This window comes from Brevundimonas sp., from assembly GCF_036402095.1.
GTDB lineage: Bacteria > Pseudomonadota > Alphaproteobacteria > Caulobacterales > Caulobacteraceae > Brevundimonas.
On the sequence record NZ_DASWTO010000138.1, the window covers coordinates 1 to 20,583 of the forward strand.

Below are 20,583 nucleotides of genomic sequence, written 5' to 3' on the forward strand. Positions count from 1 at the left end.
CTCGGCCTCCAGATCGACCGCCGAACGGGTCGTGCCCGAGATGTTGCGGGTGCCGCCGGCCCCGGCCCCGGCCTGGTCGATCTCCGCCTGCATGGCCTCAAGCACCGCCGGATGCTGGCCCATGCCGAGATAGTCGTTCGAACACCAGACCACCACATCCTGCTCCGAGCCGTCGGCGCGGCGGCGCCTAGCCAGCGGAAACCGGCCGCGCACACGCTTCAGGTCGGCGAAGACGCGATAGCGCCCCTCGCTCTTGACCTGCTCCACGGCAGTCTGGAAGGCGGCCTTGTAGTCGAACATCCGGTGGGGTCCCGCGGCGGTGGAGACTTCTCCTCCCACCCCCGACCCCGCGCGTCACCTCCGGGAAACCCCTGAGAACCTCAGGCCTTCGCTCCGGCGAGGAGGCTCTACTGGGCCAGGATCGTCATCCGCACCAGTTCCGACAGACTGCGAGCCTGCATCTTGGTCATGACATTGGCGCGATAGACCTCGACCGTGCGGGGGCTGATCTCGAGGTCGTAGGCGATCACCTTGTTGGCCCGGCCGGCGACAAGGCCGTCGAGCACCTGACGTTCCCGCGTCGAGAGGGAGGCGAGGCGCTCGCGCACCTCGGCGTCCTGCCCCTCGCGTTCGGTCGCCCCCGCCTGCTCGGCGAGGGCCGACCGGATCGAGGCCAGCAGGGACTCGTCGTCGAACGGTTTCTCGATGAAGTCCTTGACCCCGGCGCGGACGGCCTCGATGGCCAGCGGCACGTCGGCGTGGCCGGTCATGACGATGACAGGGTGACGCACACCGATCTCGGCCAGCCGGCGGACCATCTCCAGGCCATTCATGTCCGGCATGCGAACGTCCGTGACGATGCACCCCGGGGCCAGATTATCCGCATGCGCCAGCAGGGCGGCGGCGGACTCATAGGTTCTGGAGACCAGACCTGCGGTATCCAGCAGGAAGGCCAGCGAGTCCCGGATCGCGGGATCGTCGTCGACCACATGAACGATCGGCTCATTCGCCATCGTAGAGTTCCTCCTCGCCTACAGAACGCAGCGTAAAGCAGAATCGGGTGCCGCCGCCCGGATTCGGCTCGACCCAGATACGGCCGCCGTGGGCCTCGATGATGGTGCGCGAGATCGACAGGCCGACGCCCATGCCGGTCCGCTTGGTGGTGACGAACGGCTGGAACAGCTGGTCGGCGATGTCGGGGCTGATGCCAGAGCCGGTGTCGGCCACGGTCACCTGCGCATAGTCGTCGTCGACAGGATCGAGGCGGATGTCGAGGACCTTGCGCGGCGCCTCTTCCATGGCCTCGATCGCGTTGCGGATCAGGTTCAGAACCACCTGCTGGATCTGGACCTTGTCGGCCAGCACCAGATCAACCTCGGGCGAAAAGCGGAACAGCACCCGGACGCCATGCTCCTTGGCCCCGACGAGCGCCAGGGCGCTGGCTTCCTCGATCAATTTGGGCAGGCTTTCAACGCGGCGTTCGGCCTCGCCCCGCGCGACGAAATCGCGCAGACGACGGATGATGTCGCCGGCTCTCAAAGCCTGGTCGCCGGCTTTCTGGATCGCGTCCCTCAGCCGCTCGCGGGCGACGGTCTCGGCGTCCAGCAGCCGCAGCGACCCCTTGAGATAGTTGGCCATGGCGGAAAGGGGCTGGTTCAGTTCGTGCGCCAAAGCCGAAGCCATCTCTCCCATGGCGGTCAGCCGCGAGATGTGGACGAGTTCCGACTGCAGCTCCTGCAGCCGCTGCTCGGTCTGCTGACGCTCGCTGAGGTCGCGGACGAAGCCGGTGAAGAAGCGTTGGTCGCCGGAAATCATCTCTCCGACCGCCAGTTCCATCGGAAAGGTCGATCCGTCCTTGCGCTCACCGACGACGACCCGGCCTACGCCGATGATGCGCCGCTCGCCCGTAGTCAGATAGCGGTCCAGATAGCCGTCGTGCTGCTCGCGATAGGGTTCAGGCATCAGGATCTTGACGTTCTGGCCGATCACCTCCGCGGACGTCCAGCCGAACAACCGCTCTGCCGCATCGCTGAACGACTGCATGATGCCGCGTTCGGTGATGACGATCATGGCGTCCGGCACCGTCGCCAGGATGGACTGAAGATGCGCCTCGCGCGCCCTCAGGTCCCGGTTCACCGCCGCGGCGCGGGATCGCATGTTCTGGAAAGCCTCGCCCCCGGCGGTGATCACCGCCCCCAGCAACAGGAAGATGGCGATGCTGGCGAGGTCGCCCGCGGCCAGGGCGTCGGCGGACCAGGTGACGTACAGGCCGCCCGCGAGGCCGAGCACCGTCGCGAGCGCGCCCGGCATGGCGCCCCCAAGGGCGGCCGCGACGACGATGGCCGGGACAAAGAACAGCAGCGTCAGCCGGTGCTCCAGCCACGGCGTCATGGCCAGCCGCAGCGCCAGTCCCGCCGCGGCGCCCAGTACGGCCGCGGCGAGCCCGTAACCGGTATGGCGGCTCGCCAGCATCCAGTTCCAGGGCGTGCGGGCCTCGAGGGCGTCCGTCGGGGTGGTCGTCATCATCGCCTCCGCAACATCCCGTAGGTGAAAGACCCGAATTTCACCAGATGCCCGCCGCGGTTACTTCACCGCCATCAGGCCGCTGGCCCCAAGTCATTGTTTTCGGAAGTCGTTATGATTGCTCCCCTCGTTGACCTGTCCGTCCACCACACGCCCAGGGGGCTGTCCGACCGCACGGCCTGGGGCTTCGTCAAGGCGCTGCGATTCTTCGCCGACACCTTCTTCGCCAAGCGCTACGGCCACCGCGCCGTGGTGCTCGAAACGGTCGCCGCCGTTCCGGGCATGGTCGGGGCGACCCTGAACCACCTGAAGGCCCTGCGCCGCATGAAGGACGACAACGGCTGGATCCGCACCCTGATGGACGAGGCCGAGAACGAGCGGATGCACCTGATGACCTTCATCGAGGTGTGCAAGCCGACCCTGTTCGAGCGCTTCATGGTCATCGCCGTGCAGTGGGTCTTCTACCTGTTCTTCTTCGGCCTCTACCTCGTGTCCGCCAAGACGGCGCACCGGGTGGTCGGCTATTTCGAGGAGGAGGCGGTGATCAGCTACACCCACTATCTGGCCGAGATCGACGAGGGCCGCAGCGAGAATGTGGCCGCGCCGGAAATCGCCCGCCGCTACTGGAACCTGCCGGCGGACGCGACCCTGCGTGACGTGGTGCTGGTGGTCCGCGCCGACGAGGCTCACCACCGCGACGTCAATCACGGCTTCGCCAACGAACTCGCCGGCGCGGAGCCGATCGCCATCGCTCCCTGCCCGAAACACGTCGAACTGCAGCCCAACTGGAAGATGGCGGCCTAGCGACGCACAGACCGGGGTCCCCGCATGTCGTCCCGCGCCCTTCCCGCCGCCTGGCGCTCCCATGCCTCGCGCAACCTGCCCCGCTACACCAGCTACCCGACGGCGGTCGCTTTCGAGCCCGCCGCCGGGGAGGGGGAGGCGCGGGCCTGGCTGGCGGCGACCCGCCCCGACCAGGCCATCTCCGCCTATGTCCATGTGCCGTTCTGCAAGCGGCTGTGCTGGTACTGTGGCTGCGCCACCAGTGTCTTCCACGAGTACGACAGGGTCCGGGCCTTCTTCCAGACCCTGACGCAGGAGGTCGATCTGTGGGCCGACGCCATCGGCCCGCATGCCGGAGCCGCCCATCTTCACTTCGGCGGCGGCAGTCCCAACGCCCTCTCGCCCGACGATTTCCGGTCCCTTGTCCGGCACATGTCCGACCGGTTCGCCCTCCGCCCGGGCGCGGAAGTCGCGGCCGAGCTGGACCCCGGCATGCTGACCGAAGCCTTCATCGACGCGGCGGGAGAGGCGGGCGTGACCCGCGCCAGCCTGGGCGTCCAGACCTTCGATCCGGACGTTCAGGCCAGGGTCAATCGGATTCAGCCCTTCGACATGGTGGCCGCGGCCAACGACCGGCTGCGCCAGGTCGGGGTGTCGGCGATCAATTTCGACCTCATGTACGGCCTGCCCGGCCAGACGCCGGAGAATGTGGCGGCCTCGACCGCCGCGGCCCTGACCCTCCGGCCCGACCGGGTGGCGGTGTTCGGCTACGCCCACGTGCCGTGGATGAAGAAGCATCAGGTGATGATCAAGGAAGCGGACCTCGCCGACGGGGATGGCCGCTGGGCCCAGGCCGAGGCGGCCGACGAGATACTATGCGCCGCGGGGTACGTCCGCATCGGCCTCGACCACTACGCCCTGCCCGATGATCCCCTGACTCTCGCGGCGGCGTCCGGAAGGCTGCGCCGGAACTTCCAGGGCTATACCGACGACCCCGCGCCCGTGCTCGTGCCCGTCGGCCCGTCCTCGATCGGCCGCTTCTCCGGGGGCTTCGTTCAGAACGCCACGGCCACAGACGCCTGGGGTCGGGAGGTCGAGGCGGGCCGCCTGCCGGTCGCACGCCGGCTGGCCGTCGACGCCGAGGACGAACTGCGCGCGGCCGTGATCGAGCGGCTGATGTGCGACCTGTCCGTCGACGTGGCCGAGGTCTGCCGTGAGCACGGTTTCGCCGATGCGGCGCTGGACGGCGCGATCGTGGCCGCGGGCCGGTTGCAGGCCGACGGTCTGTGCGAGGTCGCCGGCCGCACCATCCGGATTCCACCCGCGGCTCATCGCGTCATGCGCGTCGTCGCGGCCTGTTTCGACGCCCGGCTGCCCGCCGCCGCGAGCCGGCACGCCCGGGCGGTGTGACCTCCGGGACAGTCCCGACTGGGGGAATCCCGGAGTTTGTCGGCGCGCAACGTCCGGCCACGCTGATCGACGGATGGAAGCTTCAATTGGCCGGAATCGGGGATCGCCCCGGCGGCCGCAAGGATACCGCGAGATGACAACCAAGAGACTTTGGATCGTCCTCGCCCTGATCATGGCGACCTCGTTCGCCGTGCTGGGGATGATGGGACGGGAGATAAACCGGCAGGCGCCGCCAATACCGGCGCAGGTCGTCGACACCACGGGCGCAGTGCTGCTCACCCGCGAGGACATTCAGACGGGCCAGCTGGCCTGGCAGTCCATGGGCGGCCAGCAGGTCGGCTCGGTCTGGGGTCACGGGGGCTACGTCGCGCCCGACTGGTCGGCGGACCAGCTGCACCGCGAAACCATGGCCCTGCTGGAGATGTGGTCGCAGCGCGACTTCGGCCAGTCCTGGGCCAGCCTGGACGTTGAGCGCCAGGCGGCGCTGAAGGCCCGGGTCAAGCGCGAGATGCGCACCAACACCTATGACCCCAGGACGGAAACGATCACCGTGTCCGCCGACCGGGCGGCCGCCATGCGCGAGGTCAAGGCCCATTACGTCGCCCTTTTCAGCGATGATCCCGCGCTGGAATCCCTGCGCGAGCAGTACGCTGTCGCCAACAACGCCGTGCCGGACGTCAGCCGCCGCAACCAGATCGCCGCCTTTTACTGGTGGGCCAGTTGGGGTGCGGGCACCCAGCGTCCGGATGACACCATCACCTACACTTCGAACTGGCCGCACGAGCCGCTGATCGACAATGTGCCGACGTCGGCCAACATCGTCTGGTCGGTGGCCAGCGTCATCCTGCTGATCTTCGGCGTCGCCGCCCTGGTCTTCTGGCACGCCCGCCAGCCGAAGGAAGAACACCTCGAACCGCCTACGGCCGATCCGCTGATGGGCATGAAGCCGACGCCGTCGATGAAGGCCGCCGGCAAGTATTTCCTGACCGTGATCGCCCTTTTCCTGCTTCAGGTCGGGCTCGGCGCCGTCACCGCCCACTATTCGGTGGAGGGCCATGATTTCTACGGGATTCCGATCTCGGAATGGATTCCCTACGCCGTGACCCGCACCTGGCACACACAGTTGGCGGTGTTCTGGATCGCCACGGCCTGGCTGGGGACGGGCCTCTACATCGCCCCCATCGTGTCCGGCAAGGAACCGCGCTTCCAGGCCCTCGGCGTCAACGTCCTGTGGGTCGCCCTGGTCTTCGTCGTGCTCGGTTCGATGGCCGGCGAGTGGTTCGGCGTGCAGCAGATCTTCGACCTCGACACCAACTGGTGGTTCGGTCACCAGGGCTGGGAATATATCGACCTCGGCCGCTTCTGGCAGAGCCTGCTGTTCGTCGGCCTGATCCTGTGGCTGGTGCTGGTCACCCGCGCCCTCTGGCCGGCGCTGAGGAGCAAATCCCAGGCCAAGCCGGTGCTGGTCATCCTGTTCCTGTCGACCGTGGCCATCGCCCTGTTCTACGCGGCCGGATTCATGTGGGGCAAACACACCCACATCAGCATGGTCGAGTACTGGCGCTGGTGGGTCGTCCACCTGTGGGTCGAGGGCTTCTTCGAAGTGTTCGCCACCGCGGTGATCAGCCTGCTGTTCGTCCGCCTGGGCCTGGTCCGGCCGATGGTCGCCAATGTCGCGGTGGTGTTCGGCACCATTGTATTCATGACCGGCGGCGTTCTGGGCACTGCGCACCACTGGTACTTCGCCGGCACCCCGACGTCGGTGATGGCCATCGGCTCGGTGTTCTCGGCCCTCGAGGTCGTGCCGCTGGCGCTGGTCGGCTTCGAGGCCTTCGAGAACTGGCGGCACACGAAAGCCGCCCCCTGGGTGAAGGCCTACAAATGGCCGATCCTGTTCTTCGTGGCCGTCGGCTTCTGGAACCTGCTCGGCGCCGGCGTCTTCGGCTTCATGATCAACCCGCCGCTGAGCCTGTATTACATCCAGGGGCTCAACACGACGGCGACCCACGCCCACGCGGCCCTGTTCGGGGTCTACGGGATGCTGGGCATCGGCCTGGTGCTGTTCTGCTTCCGCAGCCTGGCGCGGCGCGAGGCGTGGAGCGACACGCTGCTGGCCTGGACCTTCTGGCTGCTGAACGGCGGTCTGGCGATGATGCTGTTCCTGTCGCTGCTGCCCATCGGCGTGGTGCAGGCCTTCGCCAGCATCGATCATGGCATGTGGTACGCGCGCTCTCCGGCGGTCCTGCACTCGCCGCTGGTCCAGACCCTGGTGTGGATGCGCGTCCCCGGCGACGTGGTCTTCGGCGCGGGGGCCGTCACCCTGGCGATCTTCGCCGCGCGGCTCGTGATCGGGGGGCTCAAGCCGCGTCCCGTGGCGGAGCCCGTCGCCGAGCCGGCCGCCCTGCCGGCCGAATAGGCCGGGGCGACCGTCGGGCGGGGAGGGGTTCGCCTCTCCCCGCCCATCCGCTTTTGTAAGGATATCAGCATCGTGGCGTCGTCAGCCGAGTCCATCCGGGCCTACTCGGGCCCGCCCGTCTTCAGCTTCGGCTTCAGACCCTTCTTCCTGTTCTCGGCGGCCTGGGCGGCGGTGGCCGTGCCCGTATGGGTGGCGTCGATGTCGCTCGGGGACGGGACCGTCGGCGGCATGGACGGCCGGCTCTGGCACATCCACGAGATGCTGTTCGGCTATCTGGCGGGGGTCATCGCCGGCTTCCTGCTGACGGCCGTACCCAATTGGACGGGCCGCCTGCCCGTGACGGGCCTGAAGCTCGCGGGCCTGTTCGCCCTGTGGGCCGCGGGCCGGGCGGCCGGGTTCCTGCCGGCATCCATGGCCGTCGCCGCCACTGTGGTCGACAGCGCCTTCCTCGTCGTCTTCGCCGGCCTGATCTGGCGCGAGGTGCTGGCGGCGAAGAACCGGCGCAACCTGCCGGTCTGCCTGCTGGTGTCGATGCTCGCCCTCGCCAACATCGCCTTCCACCTGCGCGGCGCGATTCCGCTGGTCGGACCGGGCGCCGAGCGCGGCGCCGTGGCCGTCGTCACCGGTCTGATCGCGCTGATCGGCGGGCGCGTGACCCCCAGCTTCACCCAGAACTGGACCCAGGCGAAGGGCATCCTGAAGGGGCCGACCGCCTTCAACAGGTTCGACGCCGGCGTGCTCGCGCTCACCGCCGTCGCGCTCGTCGCCTGGGTGGCGGCGCCGCATTCCCTGGTCACGGGAGGGGCCATGGTCGCGGCCGGCCTCGCCAACCTGGCGCGCCTCGCCCGCTGGCGCGGCTGGCTGGTGCGGCGCGAGGCCCTCGTCTGGATACTGCACCTTGGCTACGCCTGGCTTGGCGTCGGCCTGATCCTTCTCGGGCTTGCGGTCCTGTGGCCGGACGCCGTCCCCTTCACCGCCGGCGTCCACGCGCTCACCACCGGAGCGATGGGCGTCGAAACCCTGGCCATCATGACCCGGGCCTCGCGGGGCCACACCGGACGGCCGCGGGTCGCCGACCGCGCGACGACCGCCCTCTACCTGCTGATCCTGTCCGCGGCCGTGGTGCGGGTGTCGGCGCCCTTCCTCGTGGAGTGGACAATCGCCCTTCTGGCGGTGTCGGCGATGCTGTGGTCGCTGGCCTTCGCCGTCTTCGTCGCCGTTTACGGACCGATGCTGTGGCGGCGGTCGCTGTGACATTGCGTCGGCGCAACGCGGGGACGACAGGACTGTGCGATCCGTCTGTCATGACCCGCCCAGCCCCCGACTGCTGCGATCCGGCGACCTGTCCGACGGACCTGTGCTGTTACGGCGAGTGTCAGTGTTCGCCCCCGGGGCCGCGCGACCGGCGCGGCGCCTTGCAGGCCCTCGGGCTCGCCGCGACGGCGCTGGCGCTGGCGGGCGTCGCCCTGCCGATCGTGCCGACTACGCCCTTCCTGCTCGTCGCCGCCTGGGCCTTCGCCCGCTCCTCGCCGCGACTTGAGAGCTGGCTGCGTGATCATCCCAAGCTTGGTCCGGCGCTGAAAGCCTGGGAGCAACGCCGCGCCATACCGGCGCCCGCCAAGGTCGCCGCGGTTGCGAGCCTGCCGGTCAGCGCCCTGTCCCTTCACGCGGCCGGGGCCGGCCTCGCCGCCACTGTCGCGGTCGGCGCCGTCCTGGCCTGCGTCGGCGTCTGGATCGTGACCCGACCGTCCTGAGCCGAGCTTGCGCGCCGACAACGACGCCCGTGCGCCGCGGCGCGATTGACCCAGCAGGAGATTCCATGAGCCCAACCCCTGCCGCCGTCATCGCCGGTGCCTGCTTCCCCGGCCCGCGCTCGGAAAACGAAACCTGGGTGCGCGGCGAGTTTCAGGCCGTGCTCGACCAGTGGTTCGACTGGCGCAAGCGTCTGTTCGCCGACGATCCGCGCCTCGTCGGTCCGGCCGGGCGGCTGTCGCCCGAGCGGCTCGAGCGGCGCGAGATCCTGTCGCGCGAGCTTGCCGAGTTGTGCGAGACGCTGACGGCTGAAACCCCGACCTACACCCCGCGCTACATCGGCCATATGAAGGCCGAGGTGTCCCTGCCGGCCTTGCTGGGCTGGCTGGCGGCCATGCTGCACAATCCCAACAACACCTCCCGCGAGGCCAGCAAGGTCGGCACGGTGATCGAGGCCGAGGCCATCGCCATGCTGGCGGCCATGGTCGGGTACGATCCGGCGACGGCCCAGGGACATTTCACCTCCGGCGGCACCGTGGCCAATTTCGAGGCTGTTTGGCGGGCCCGGTACCGCCTCGATCACTGGCTCAGCCTCGGTCTGTATGTCGCGGAAAAGACGGGCGAGCCACTCGACGTCTTCGCCTCGGCCCACATGGGGTGGGATCGGTTCCGTCAGTTGTGGTCGGAACACGGCCTGACCGACGCCGTACTGCGCCGCTACAGCGCCGCCGTGGGCGTCCCGGCCGACATCTGGCGCCGGATCAGCCGCGCCTCAGGCCGCGACTACCATGGGCCCGTGCTGCTGGTCCCCGGCAACAAACATTATTCGTGGTCCAAGGCCGCAAACCTCTTCGGTCTTGGCGAGGAGTCCCTCTGGGCGGTGGATCTCGACGCCGAGGGGCGCCTCGACGTCGACGATCTGGAGCGGCTGATCCGCCGCGCGGAGGCGGCGGGCCGACCGGTGCTGATGGCCGTCGGCGTGGCCGGCACTACCGAGACGGGTGAGATCGACCCGATCGACGTCCTGCATGACCGGCTTGAGCGGTGGGAGGCGGAGCGGGGCCTGCACATCTGGCGGCATGTCGACGCGGCCTATGGCGGCTTTCTGTGCGCCATTCTCGGCGGTCCGGACGAGGCGGTGTTTTCGCCGGCCAGCGTCTCGGCGCTGCGGGCGATCGGCCGGGCGGACTCCGTCACCATCGACCCCCACAAGCTCGGCTACGTGCCCTACGCCTGCGGGGCCTTCCTGACCCGCGACACGGCGCGCTACGCGGTCTCGGCGTTCGACGCCCCCTATCTGGATCGTCCCGAACTCGGCGATGGCAAATGGTCGTCCACCCTGGAGGGCTCGCGCTCGGCGGCCGGGGCGGCGGCGACCTGGCTGAGCGGACGAACCATCGGCTTCGGCCCGTCCGGGCTGGGCGCCCTTCTGGCCGAGACCGTGCGCGCCCGCCAGGCGTTCGAGGCCGCGCTCGGCGCCGCCGTGCCGGAGGTCCGCTTCCTCGAACCGGCCGACGCCAACATCGTCTGCTTCTCTGTGGCCGCGCAGGGCGAAACTCTCTCCAGCGCCAACCGCCGCACCACGGCCCTGTTCGATCTGATCCATCATTCGCCGGAGTTCTCGGTCTCCAGGACCACGCTGGGCGCCGACTATGCGGCGGCGGTGGCGCGCCACGTCGACGGCTTCGGCGGCGTCGTCGACGCGCCCGGCATGGTGCTGGTCCGCTGCGTCTTCATGAACCCCTACTGGGCCGCTCCGGAGTTTCGCGAGGCCCTGTTCCCGCCCTTCATCGCCCTGGTCCGCGAAAGCCTGGATCAGCCGCTCGAGGCGGCGGCGTGATCGGCCGAGCCGTGTCAGGGCGCGGCGGGGCGGCCGCTGGCGTCCTGCTGGCCCTGCGCGCCCCGGTGGAGCGCCTCCTGACCCTGGCCCTGCGCCGCGTCGCGCGCCGCCGGCCCGACGTCTTCGAACGTCTCGGCGAGGCCGGCGACGTGACCTTCGTCGTCGCTCCGACGGATTTTCCCGTCGCCTTCCGTCTGCGGCCCTGCGGCGGGTCCGGCGTCGTGCAGGTGATCCGCCCTGGCGACGGGACGCCCCGCGCCGCGCGCATCTCCGGTCCGCTGCTGACGCTGCTGGCGCTGTTCGACGGGCGCTGCGACGCCGACTCCGCCTTCTTCTCGCGACGCATCCGCATCGACGGCGACACCAGGGCGGTGGTCGCCCTGCACAATACGCTGGAGGCCGCCGAACTGACGCTCGCCGACCTTCTGGGCGTGGGCGCCCCCTTCCGGGACCGCCTCAACGCCAGCTTGGCGGCCGCGTTGGATCGGCTGCGTCCAGCCGGGGCGCAGGCCTGATGGGATCGATCGAACTGGTCTGTCCGGCGGGGTCGCCCGCCATGCTGCGGGCGGCGATCGAGGCGGGCGCGGACAGCGTCTATTGCGGCCTGCGGGACGATACGAACGCGCGCAATTTCCCGGGGCTGAACTTCTCCCCCGCCGAGCTCAGGGACAGCGTCGCCTGGGCCCACGACCGGGGGGCCAGGGTGCTGCTGGCGGTCAACACCTTCGCCCGGGCCGGGGCCGGCGACCGCTGGCGGGCCTCCGTCGACGCGGCGGCCGGAACCGGCGTCGACGCCGTCATCGTCGCCGACCTCGGGGTGCTGGCGCACGCGCGAACGGCCCACCCGGACCTGAGATTGCACCTGTCGGTCCAGGCCGCCGCCGGCTCGCCGGAGGCCATCGCCTTCTACGCCGAGGCCTACGGGGTGAAGCGGGTGGTGCTGCCGCGCGTGCTCAGCGTCGAGGAGATCGCCGCCCTCATGCGCGAGATCACGGTCGAGACCGAGGCCTTCGTCTTCGGCGGCCTGTGCGTCATGGCCGAGGGCCGCTGCGCCCTGTCGTCCTACGTCACCGGGCGCTCGCCCAATCTCAGCGGCGTATGCTCCCCGCCGGAGTCGGTCACCTACACCGAGGAGGAGGGGGCTCTTGTCTCGCGGCTGGGCGGCCTGGCTCTCGACCGGTACGCGCCCGGCGAACCGGCCGGCTATCCGACCCTGTGCAAGGGCCGGTTCGAAGTGGACGGGGGCCTCTCCTACCTGTTCGAGGATCCCGTCAGCCTCAACGCCATGAGCCTGCTGGCGGCGCTGCGCAGGGCCGGCGTGACGGCGGTGAAGATCGAGGGGCGTCAGCGCGGCAAGGCCTATGTCGCGCGCGTCGCCTCCGCCTTCCGCGGCGCCATCGACGCGCTCGACCGGAGCGAAGACCCGGCCCGGTTCGAGACCCTGCTGGCTGATCTTGCCGAGGGCGGGCGCGAGACCGCCGGGGCTTACCGGAAGACGTGGCGATGACCGATCCGATCCAGGTCACCCTCGGCCCCCTGTTGTTCAACTGGGCGCCCGACCGCATCCGCGACTTTTACGCCCGCATCGCCGACGAGGCCCCGGTGGAGCGCGTCTATCTTGGCGAGGCGGTGTGCGGAAAACGCGCGCCCCTGATCGACGCCGCCCTCGCCGACGCCGCCGACAGGCTGGCGGAGGCGGGCAAGGCGGTGGTCTGGTCGACCCTCGGCCTCCCGGCCCTCAGGCGCGACCGCAAGGCAATCGCCGCCCTTGCCGCCGAACAGGAGATGCTGATCGAGGTCAATGACATCTCGGCCCTGCGAGGCCGGACCGGACCGTTCGTCGCGGGACCCCTGCTCAACATCTACAACGAAGCCGCCGCGGGCGAGTTGATGACGCGCGGCTGCGTCCGGCTGTGCGCCAATGTGGAGCTGTCGCTGGAAGCCGTGTCCGCGATCGCCGCCGCCTGTCCAGGGCTGGAGATCGAGCTGTTCGCCTTTGGCCGCCTGCCGCTGGCGCTCTCGGGCCGCTGCTACCACGCCCGCCATCACGGCCTGCACAAGGACGCCTGCCAGTTCATCTGCGACCGCGACCCGGACGGACTGGCGCTGAAGACGCTGGACGGCCGCGACTTCCTCGCCGTCAACGGCGTCCAGACCCTGTCGCACGGCGTCCAGCTGGTGGAGGCGGAACCTGGAGTTCTGCGGGCCGCGGGCGTCACCGCCCTTCGCCTGTCGCCGCACACGGCCGATATGATCGAGGTGGCCATGGCCTTCCGTGAGCGGGCGGACGGCCGGATCGACAGCGTCGAACTCGCCGCCCGGATCGCGGAGTCCGGCCCGCCGGGCGCGCTTGTCGGCGGCTATCTCCGCGGCGATCCGGGACTGCGGCCTGTCGGAGCGCCGTCATGACCGAACGGGAACTTGCCGACCTCCGGAAGGAACTGGACTCCCTCGACCGGGGGGTGGTCGAAGCCCTGGCGCGGCGACAGCGCATCGTCGAGGCCGTCGCCCGGCTCAAGGGCGATCCGGCCATGGTGCGCGATCCGGACCGGGTCGAGGCCGTTCTGGCCAATGTGCTGCAGGCCGCCGGCCTCGCCGGTCTGTCGGCGGCCATCGCCGAGCCCGTCTGGCGTCTGCTGGTCGAGCGGTGCGCCGACCACGAGGCGGCCTGGCTCCAGGCCCGCGCCGAGGGGCCGCGCGACAGCTGTTGCGGCTGTGAGGACGGCTCCGCCGCCCGCTGACCCGCGGTCCGCTCCGGATTTTCACCGTACAATTGCGGAGGCGCGGTCTTGCGGCAGCGCAAGGAGGGCCGTCTCCGACGCCTCCAATTGGAGGCTCGGTCCAGTCAGGGCCGGACTGCATCTCCGGATCCGCCATGTTCCTCTCCACCGCTTCCGCCGCCGCCCTGATGTTCGCGGCCAGCGCGTCCCAGGACGCTCCGCACCTCACCCAACTGGCGGCGGCGGAGGAACCGGCCGTGGTGGCCGACGTCGTGGTCACGGGCCGGCGCGATCCGATGGATCCGGCTCTGGTCGCGCGAGCCCGCGCAGAGCTGCAGGAAACCCCGGGCGCCGTCGCCGTGGTCGGCCGCGAACAGTACGTCGACCATCTGGCCATGCACCTGGGCGACGCCCTGCACGCCGTGCCCGGTGTCTATGCCGAGAAGCGCTGGGGTGAGGAGGTCAGGCTGTCGATCCGCGGCTCGGGCGTCGGCAATTCGTCGCACAATCGCGGCGTGGTGCTGGCCCAGGACGGGGTGCCGTTCAACCAGGCCGACGGCTTCGGCGACTTTCAGGAGATCGACCTGCTGAGCGCCCGCCATATCGAGGTGTTCAAGGGCGGCAACGCCATTCGCTTCGGCGGCGCGACCATGGGCGGGGCGATCCAGCTCAACACCCCGACGGGCCGCACTGCGCCCGACCGCAACGAACTCCGGCTCGAGGCGGGTTCGTTCGAAACCTGGCGCGCCCATGGCGAGCTCGCCCGTGAGTGGGGCGACACGGACCTGTGGGCGGGAGTCTCGGTGCTCGGCGCCGAGGGCTACCGCGACCATTCCGTCCAGGGCTCCCGGCGCCTCAGCCTGAACCTCGGCCGCCGCCTCGGCGAGGATCGCGAGATTCGGGTGCTGCTCAGCGCCGCCGACATCGAGAACGAGATTCCCGGCTCCCTGACCCTGACGCAGGCGCTGGAGGACCCGACCGCCGCCGCGACCGCCAATGTGGCCAGGGACTACCGTCGCGACATGACCTCCATGCGCGGCTCCGTCCAGACCCACTGGCGCCTCGGCGAGGCCTGGACCTTCGAGGGCGGCGTCTATGGCGCGTTCAAGGATCTGGACCACCCCATCTCGGTCGTCATCGACCAGCAGAGCCGCAACGTCGGCGCCTTCGGCCGCCTCGACTGGACCGGAAAGCTCGGTGATCTCAACGCTGACCTGTTCGTCGGCGCCTGGCTTCGCGACGGAGAACTGGACGGTCTGACCTACCAGAACATCGCCGGCGACCGCGGCGCCCTGACCGGCGACAACACCCAGCGCGCCACGGCCATCGACGCCTTCGCCGAGAGCCGGTTGTTCGTCACCGAACGCCTGGCGCTGGTGGCGGGCGGCAGCTGGGGCCTCGCCACCCGCGACTATGCCGACCACCTGAACCCGGCCCGCGACGCATCGAAGGATTTCGAGTGGTTCGCCCCCCGCATCGGCCTGCTGTGGGAAGATGACGGCGGTCGCCAGCTGTTCGCCAACCTGACCCGCTCGGTCGAACCGCCGCATTTTTCGGCCCTCGTGCAGACGCCATATCCAGACTTCGTCCCGGTCGAGGCCCAGGAGGCGTGGACGGTCGAGGTCGGCACGCGCGGGCGCAGGGGGCCGCTGTCGTGGGACGTCGCCCTCTACCGCATGGCGGTCGAGAACGAACTTCTGACCTTCCTCGCGGCGCCCGACATCCCCGCAGCCACCTTCAACGCCGGCGACACCGTGCACCAGGGCCTCGAGGCCGGGCTGGACTGGATGATCTGGCGAGACGGCGATCGGCAACTGAAGCTGCACCAGACGTACGCCTGGACCGATCTCCGCTTCGACGGCGACCCGCATTACGGCGATGGCCGGCTGCCGGTCGTGCCCGAGCATCACTACCACGCCGAGTTGGGCTTCCGCACGGGCCGGTGGTCGGTCGCGCCGTCGCTGCAGTGGACCCCGAAGGACAGCTGGGTCGACTACGCCAATACCCTGAAGGCGCCCGGCTACGCCATCTGGTCGCTGAGCGCGACCTGGAGCGTCACGCCTCAGGTCAGGCTGTTCCTCGACGCCCGCAACCTGACCGACGAGCGCTACATCGCCAATGCCAGCGCCGTCACCGACGCCCGCGTCGCCTCCACCACCGTGTTCTGGCCGGGAGAGGGGCGCAGCGCCTTTGTCGGCCTTCGCTCAAGCTTCTGACCGCCTCGCCGGCGGCGCCGGCCCCTCATCGGTCGGACAGGACGCTTCTCGACCCGCGGGCCGCGCGCCCGCGGGTTTTTCGCATCTGCGCCCCCTTGGCCGGGCTCCGTAACAACCCCTAGGGAATGGTGCGGAGCCTTGGCTATTGCCGGATGCGAACTCCGTAACAACATGAAAAACCATGATAAAACGGGTTCTGAAGGCCGTCGTTCGGATTGCGGTCGCGGCTGCCGGTCGCAGGCCCCGGGAACGTTGTTCCGGCACAAAGTCCCCCTGTGGAGCGGCCCCTAGACCACTCCTCATTGGGGCCGCAGAGAGCCCCGGGGAATGATCATGAAACTCTTCGCCCTCCTCACCAGCGCCGCCGTTCTGGCTCTCACCGCCGGGGCTCCCGCCGCTGTCCTCGCCCAGGACGCAGCCGGGCCGACGGCCCCCGCCGCCGATATCATCCGGCGCGCCACCGACCTTCCGGCGCCGCTGACCGCCTCCAGCCCGCGCCACCACGTCGTCAACCTCGAGACCACTGAGGTGATCGGCCAGTTGGAGAACGGGACCAGCTACACCTACTGGACCTACAATGACCGGGTGCCCGGGCCCTTCGTTCGGGTGCGGGTCGGCGACACCGTCGAGGTCAACATGACCAACGACGCCGACAGCGTCATGATGCACAACGTCGACTTCCATGCCGTGACCGGCCCCGGTGGCGGGGCGGCGGCGACCAACGCCAACCCGGGCGAAACCAAGTCCTTCACCTTCAAGGCCCTGCAGCCCGGGCTCTATGTCTATCACTGCGCCACGCCGATGGTGGCCCAGCATATCGCCAACGGGATGTATGGCCTGATCCTGGTCGAGCCCGAAGGCGGCCTGCCGGCAGTCGATCACGAGTTCTACGTGATGCAGGGCGAGCTCTATACCGAAGAGGCGCAGGGCACGCCCGGGCTGCTGACCGAGAGCGTCGAGAGACTGCTCGATGAACAGCCGACCTATTACGTCATGAACGGGGCCTTCAAGGCTCTGACCGGCGACAACGCCCTCAAGGCCGAGGTCGGCGACACGGCCCGCATCTACTTCGGGGTCGGCGGTCCCAACAAGATCTCCAGCTTCCACGTGATCGGCGAGATTTTCGACCGCGTGTACCGCGACGCCTCCCTGACCAGCGCTCCGATCACCGACGTGCAGACGGTGCTGGTGCCTCCGGGCGGGGCCACGGTGGTGGACCTGAAGTTCGAGGTGCCCGGCAGCTATATCATGGTCGACCACGCCCTGAGCCGGGTCGATCGTGGCGCGGCCGGCATCATCGAGGTCACAGGCCCGCGCAACCCGGACGTCTTCCGCGGCGCCCCGGACGCCCACAACCACATGGAACACTAGTCGCGCCTGCTTGCGACACAGGCCGCCGGGAGATGGCTCCCGGCGGCCTCTTTTTTTACCGGAGAGATGACGATGGCGAAGACAAGCGCGGCCGCGCTGGCCCTTCTGCTCGCGGCGGTTCCTGCGGCGGCCTCGGCCCAGGCCGCGGCCGGCGACACGGGCGCCCGAATCCTGTTCGAGACCCGTCTGCGCAGCGAGACCGTCGATCAGCAGGGCTTCGTGGAACAGGCCCACGCCCTGACCTTGCGGACGCGCCTGGGCTGGCGGTCGCCGACCGCGCACGGCCTGCAGTTGCTGGTCGAAGGCGAGGGTGTCGCCGTGCTGGACGACCGCTACTCCGCCCCGGTCGATCCGGTCCCTGGCCGCCCCGCCGTCGCTGACGGAGAGACGCTGGAGCTGAATCGCGCGCAGGTGCGATGGACCGGCCTGCCCCATACAGAGGTCACTGTCGGCCGTCAGCGGCTGGTGGTAGGCAACAGCCGCTTCGTCGGCAACGTCGGCTGGCGCCAGAACGAACAGACCTTCGACGCGGTCCGGGTGACGACCGGCGCGCTCAAACCGCTGGCCCTGACCTGGGTCTACTCTGACAGGGTCCAGCGGCCGCTCGGCCACGAGCATGCCCAAGGGGTTTGGCGCGGCGACATCCACCTGCTCCAGGCCGAGTTGGACACGCCGGTCGGCCGGCTCAGCGGCTTCGGCCTCGCCATCGATCTCGACAACGCGCCGATTCAGTCGTCGACCACGATCGGCGCGCGTCTGGCCGGCTCACGGCCGATGACGGGCGACCTGTCGTTGACCTGGGCTGGGGAATACGCGGTCCAGTCTGACAACGGAGCCAATCCCGCCGACTATTCACTGGATTTCCAGGCGGCGGCCGTCGGCGTGCAGACGCCGCGCTGGTCGGCCGGTTTCGGTTACGAGCGGTTCGACGGCGACGGGATCGCCGGCTTCCAGACGCCGCTGGGGACGGGCCACGGCTTCCTCGGCTGGTCCGACGTCATCACCACGACACCGGCCTTCGGGGTCCGCGACCTGTTCCTGCGTGGCCACATCGGCGTGCCTGCATGGGGCCGGACCCTTCGCCTGACAGCCGAGGCGCACGCCTTCCACGACTCCGACGGCGCCTTCGATCTGGGACGCGAGCTGGACCTGTCGGCGGCCCTGCCGGTCGACGCCCACTGGTCGGTCGAGCTCAAGGCGGCGCATTTCGAGGGCGAGCATCCCGCCTTCGGCGACGCCGACAAGGGCTGGCTGAGCCTCGAATACCGCTACTGAGAGGGGAGGGGGTGTGGTCACCCCCTCCGGTTCAGGCTAGCCGCATTTGGAGTAGCCGCACTCGAAACAGGTGTCGCAGCCCTCCTTGCGCACCAGGCCGGGGGTTCCGCAGCGCGGGCAGCAGGCCTTCGAGCTCGACGAGACTGCTGGCCCTGCCGACGGCGCGGCCCCTGCGGGCGTGTGCTCCGCGCGAACCTCGGCGTCCCGGGCCAGGTGGCGCTCGATCACGCCGCCGATCGCCGCCAGCAGCGACGGCACATAGCGCCCGTTCAGCCAGCCCCCGCCGCGCGGGTCGAACACCGCCTTCAACTCCTCGGCGACGAAGGAAACGTCTCCGCCGCGCCGGAACACCGCCGAGATCATCCGCGTCAGGCCCAGGGTCCAGGCGTAGTGCTCCATGTTCTTGGAATTGACGAAGATTTCGAACGGGCGCGGGCCGTCCGGTCCCTCGACGTCGTTCAGGGTGACGTAGACGGCGTGCGGACTGTCCGGCCATTTGATCTTGTAGGTAGAACCGGCCAGGGCCTCGGGCCGCGGACTGAGGCGGATCTCGGCCGGCGGCGTCGGAGCGGGCTCCGCGGCCGGGGCGGCTGAAAGCACCGAGCCGGTGACCGCGTTGGGACGGTAGGTGGTCAGACCCTTGCAGCCCAGCCGCCAGCCCTCGACATAGACGTCGGCGAAGGCGTCGAAGGCGATGTCCTCGGGGCAATTGACCGTCTTGGAGATCGAGCTGTCGATCATCGCCTGCGCCGCGGCCTGCATGCGCAAGTGCTGGGCCGGGGTCAGGGTCTGGGCGGTGACGAAGGAATCGGCCGGCGGCGGTGAGTCGCCATGCAGCCTTTTCCAGACGGTGAGGGCGTAGTCCTCGACCGCCTCCTCACGCTTCGAGCCGTCCGGCTGCAGCACCTTGCGGGTGTAGGCGAAGGCGAACACCGGCTCGACCCCGGACGAGACATTGCCCGCCATCAGCGAGGTGGTCCCCGTCGGCGCAATCGAGGTCAGGCAGCCGTTGCGCAGCCCATGCCGGGCGATCAGGCTCCGCGTCTCCTCGTCGAGTTCGACCAGGTTCGGCCGGTCCAGCACGGCCGGCTCGTAGAGCGGGTAGGGGCCCTTTTCGGCCGCCAGTGCGGCGGAGGCGCGATAGGCCTCGCGCTTGATCACGCCCAGCCAGCGCCGGGTGGTTTCCGCCGCCTCGTCGCCGCCGTACGGAACGCCGCAGAACACCAGGGCGTCGGCCAGTCCCGTCACGCCGAGACCGAGCCGCCGCTTCGACCGCGCCTCCTCGGCCTGGGCCTCCAGCGGGAAGCGCGAAACGTCGATGACGTTGTCGAGGAATCGTATGGCGACGCGCGTCAGTTCGCCGAGCCGCTCCTCGTCCAGGGTCGCGCCGGGCTCGAACGGATTGTTGACCAGCCGCGCCAGGTTGATCGATCCCAGCAGGCAGGCGCCGTAGGGCGGAAGCATCTGTTCGCCGCACGGATTGCTGGCCGAGATGGTCTCGATGCCGGCGAGATTGTTCCGCTCGTTGACCCGGTCGATGAAGATCACTCCCGGCTCCGCGACGTCGTAGGTGGCCTGCATCAGCCGGGCCCACAGGTCGCGCGCGGGGACGGTGCGCCAGGTCTCGCCGCCGAACGTCAGCGGCCAGTCGGCCCCGGCCTGCAGCGCCTCCATAAAGGCGTCGGGGACCAGCACCGAGACGTTGAAATTTCTCAGCCGGGCCGGATCCCGCTTGGCGTCGATGAAGGCCTCGATGTCGGGGTGGTCGATGCGCAGGCAGCCCATCATGGCGCCCCGGCGCTGTCCCGCCGACAGGATGGTGCGGCACATAGAATCCCACACATCCATGAAGCTGAGCGGTCCCGAGGCGTCGGCGCCGACACCCTTCACCGGCGCGCCGGACGGGCGGATGGTCGAGAAGTCCATGCCGACGCCGCCGCCCTGCTGCATGGTCACGGCCGCCTCGCGCACGGCGCCGAAGATGCCGTTCAGATCGTCGGGGACCGTGCCCATGACGAAGCAGTTGAACAGGGTCACGGCGCGGCCCGTTCCAGCTCCCGCCATGATCCGGCCGGCGGGCAGGAACTGGAAGTCGGACAGGGCCTCGGCGAATCGCTCGCGCCAGTGCCGCCTGAGCTTCGGCGCCTCGGCCTCGGCGATGGCCGCCGCCACCCGGGCCCAGGTCTGCTCGACCGAGTCGTCGCCCGGGCCTTCGGCCGGGTTGAAGCGGTATTTGCTGGACCAGATGTCAGCCGCGAGCGGGTTGTCGAACGCCAT

The 20,583-nt window shown here is 69.6% G+C and carries 17 protein-coding genes; 13 read left to right on the forward strand and 4 right to left on the reverse strand.

Translation table 11 applies throughout. The features are described 5' to 3' along the window. The 3 genes from VGD32_RS09755 to VGD32_RS09765 all read right to left on the reverse strand — a co-directional run. On the reverse strand, positions 1–300 hold a 300-nt coding region (locus VGD32_RS09755; RefSeq protein WP_331031148.1), incomplete at its 3' end, for an aminotransferase class I/II-fold pyridoxal phosphate-dependent enzyme. A 107-nt stretch (positions 301–407) separates the two neighbouring features. Then, the gene (gene fixJ, locus VGD32_RS09760) at positions 408–1,013 is read right to left on the reverse strand and encodes a response regulator FixJ (protein ID WP_331031697.1); all 606 of its coding nucleotides are present in this window, start codon (positions 1,011–1,013) and stop codon (positions 408–410) included. Continuing rightward, positions 1,003–2,523: a PAS domain-containing sensor histidine kinase gene (locus tag VGD32_RS09765; RefSeq protein ID WP_414644392.1), complete on the reverse strand. Its 1,521-nt coding sequence runs from the start codon at positions 2,521–2,523 to the stop codon at positions 1,003–1,005. The genes fixJ and VGD32_RS09765 overlap by 11 nt, the downstream gene beginning before the upstream one ends. 114 nt (positions 2,524–2,637) lie before the next feature. Here VGD32_RS09765 and VGD32_RS09770 point away from each other — a divergent pair, with 114 nt between their 5' ends. The 13 genes from VGD32_RS09770 to VGD32_RS09830 all read left to right on the forward strand — a co-directional run bounded on the left by VGD32_RS09770 (position 2,638) and on the right by VGD32_RS09830 (position 18,306). Next, positions 2,638–3,327, forward strand: coding sequence for an alternative oxidase (locus VGD32_RS09770; RefSeq protein WP_331031698.1), 690 nt, complete (start codon positions 2,638–2,640; stop codon positions 3,325–3,327). Between the two features lie 24 nt (positions 3,328–3,351). Further along, on the forward strand, positions 3,352–4,716 hold the full coding sequence (hemN, locus tag VGD32_RS09775; protein ID WP_331031699.1) for an oxygen-independent coproporphyrinogen III oxidase: 1,365 nt from the start codon (positions 3,352–3,354) through the stop codon (positions 4,714–4,716). 133 nt (positions 4,717–4,849) lie between these two features. After that, complete coding sequence (locus VGD32_RS09780; RefSeq protein ID WP_331031700.1) at positions 4,850–7,132, forward strand: nitric-oxide reductase large subunit; 2,283 nt, start codon at positions 4,850–4,852, stop codon at positions 7,130–7,132. A 72-nt stretch (positions 7,133–7,204) separates the two neighbouring features. Further along, the gene (locus VGD32_RS09785; RefSeq protein ID WP_331031701.1) at positions 7,205–8,386 is read left to right on the forward strand and encodes an NnrS family protein; all 1,182 of its coding nucleotides are present in this window, start codon (positions 7,205–7,207) and stop codon (positions 8,384–8,386) included. Between the two features lie 50 nt (positions 8,387–8,436). Continuing rightward, complete coding sequence (locus VGD32_RS09790) at positions 8,437–8,886, forward strand: YbaN family protein (RefSeq protein WP_331031702.1); 450 nt, start codon at positions 8,437–8,439, stop codon at positions 8,884–8,886. A gap of 65 nt (positions 8,887–8,951) precedes the next feature. Then, complete coding sequence (locus VGD32_RS09795) at positions 8,952–10,724, forward strand: pyridoxal phosphate-dependent decarboxylase family protein (protein WP_331031703.1); 1,773 nt, start codon at positions 8,952–8,954, stop codon at positions 10,722–10,724. Then, entirely contained in the window at positions 10,721–11,239 is a 519-nt protein-coding gene (gene ubiT / locus VGD32_RS09800) for a ubiquinone anaerobic biosynthesis accessory factor UbiT (protein WP_331031704.1), read from the forward strand. The genes VGD32_RS09795 and ubiT overlap by 4 nt, the downstream gene beginning before the upstream one ends. Continuing rightward, positions 11,239–12,231 carry a ubiquinone anaerobic biosynthesis protein UbiU gene (gene ubiU, locus VGD32_RS09805; RefSeq protein ID WP_331031705.1) on the forward strand — a complete coding sequence of 331 codons (993 nt, stop codon included), beginning with the start codon at positions 11,239–11,241 and terminating at the stop codon, positions 12,229–12,231. The genes ubiT and ubiU overlap by 1 nt, the downstream gene beginning before the upstream one ends. Then, complete coding sequence (gene ubiV / locus VGD32_RS09810; protein WP_331031706.1) at positions 12,228–13,133, forward strand: ubiquinone anaerobic biosynthesis protein UbiV; 906 nt, start codon at positions 12,228–12,230, stop codon at positions 13,131–13,133. The genes ubiU and ubiV overlap by 4 nt, the downstream gene beginning before the upstream one ends. Further along, entirely contained in the window at positions 13,130–13,465 is a 336-nt protein-coding gene (locus tag VGD32_RS09815; protein WP_331031707.1) for a chorismate mutase, read from the forward strand. Before ubiV ends, VGD32_RS09815 begins: the two co-directional genes overlap by 4 nt. Positions 13,466–13,599: 134 nt before the next feature. Beyond that, a complete protein-coding gene (locus VGD32_RS09820; RefSeq protein WP_331031708.1) occupies positions 13,600–15,660 on the forward strand; it encodes a TonB-dependent receptor in 2,061 nt (686 codons plus the stop codon). 327 nt (positions 15,661–15,987) lie between these two features. Then, on the forward strand, positions 15,988–17,031 hold the full coding sequence (gene nirK / locus VGD32_RS09825) for a copper-containing nitrite reductase (RefSeq protein WP_331031709.1): 1,044 nt from the start codon (positions 15,988–15,990) through the stop codon (positions 17,029–17,031). A gap of 72 nt (positions 17,032–17,103) precedes the next feature. Next, on the forward strand, positions 17,104–18,306 hold the full coding sequence (locus tag VGD32_RS09830) for an alginate export family protein (RefSeq protein ID WP_331031710.1): 1,203 nt from the start codon (positions 17,104–17,106) through the stop codon (positions 18,304–18,306). A gap of 36 nt (positions 18,307–18,342) precedes the next feature. On the opposite strand, the gene VGD32_RS09835 is transcribed toward VGD32_RS09830, so the two are convergent. Beyond that, positions 18,343–20,583, reverse strand: a complete 2,241-nt coding sequence (locus tag VGD32_RS09835; RefSeq protein ID WP_331031711.1) for an adenosylcobalamin-dependent ribonucleoside-diphosphate reductase — start codon at positions 20,581–20,583, stop codon at positions 18,343–18,345.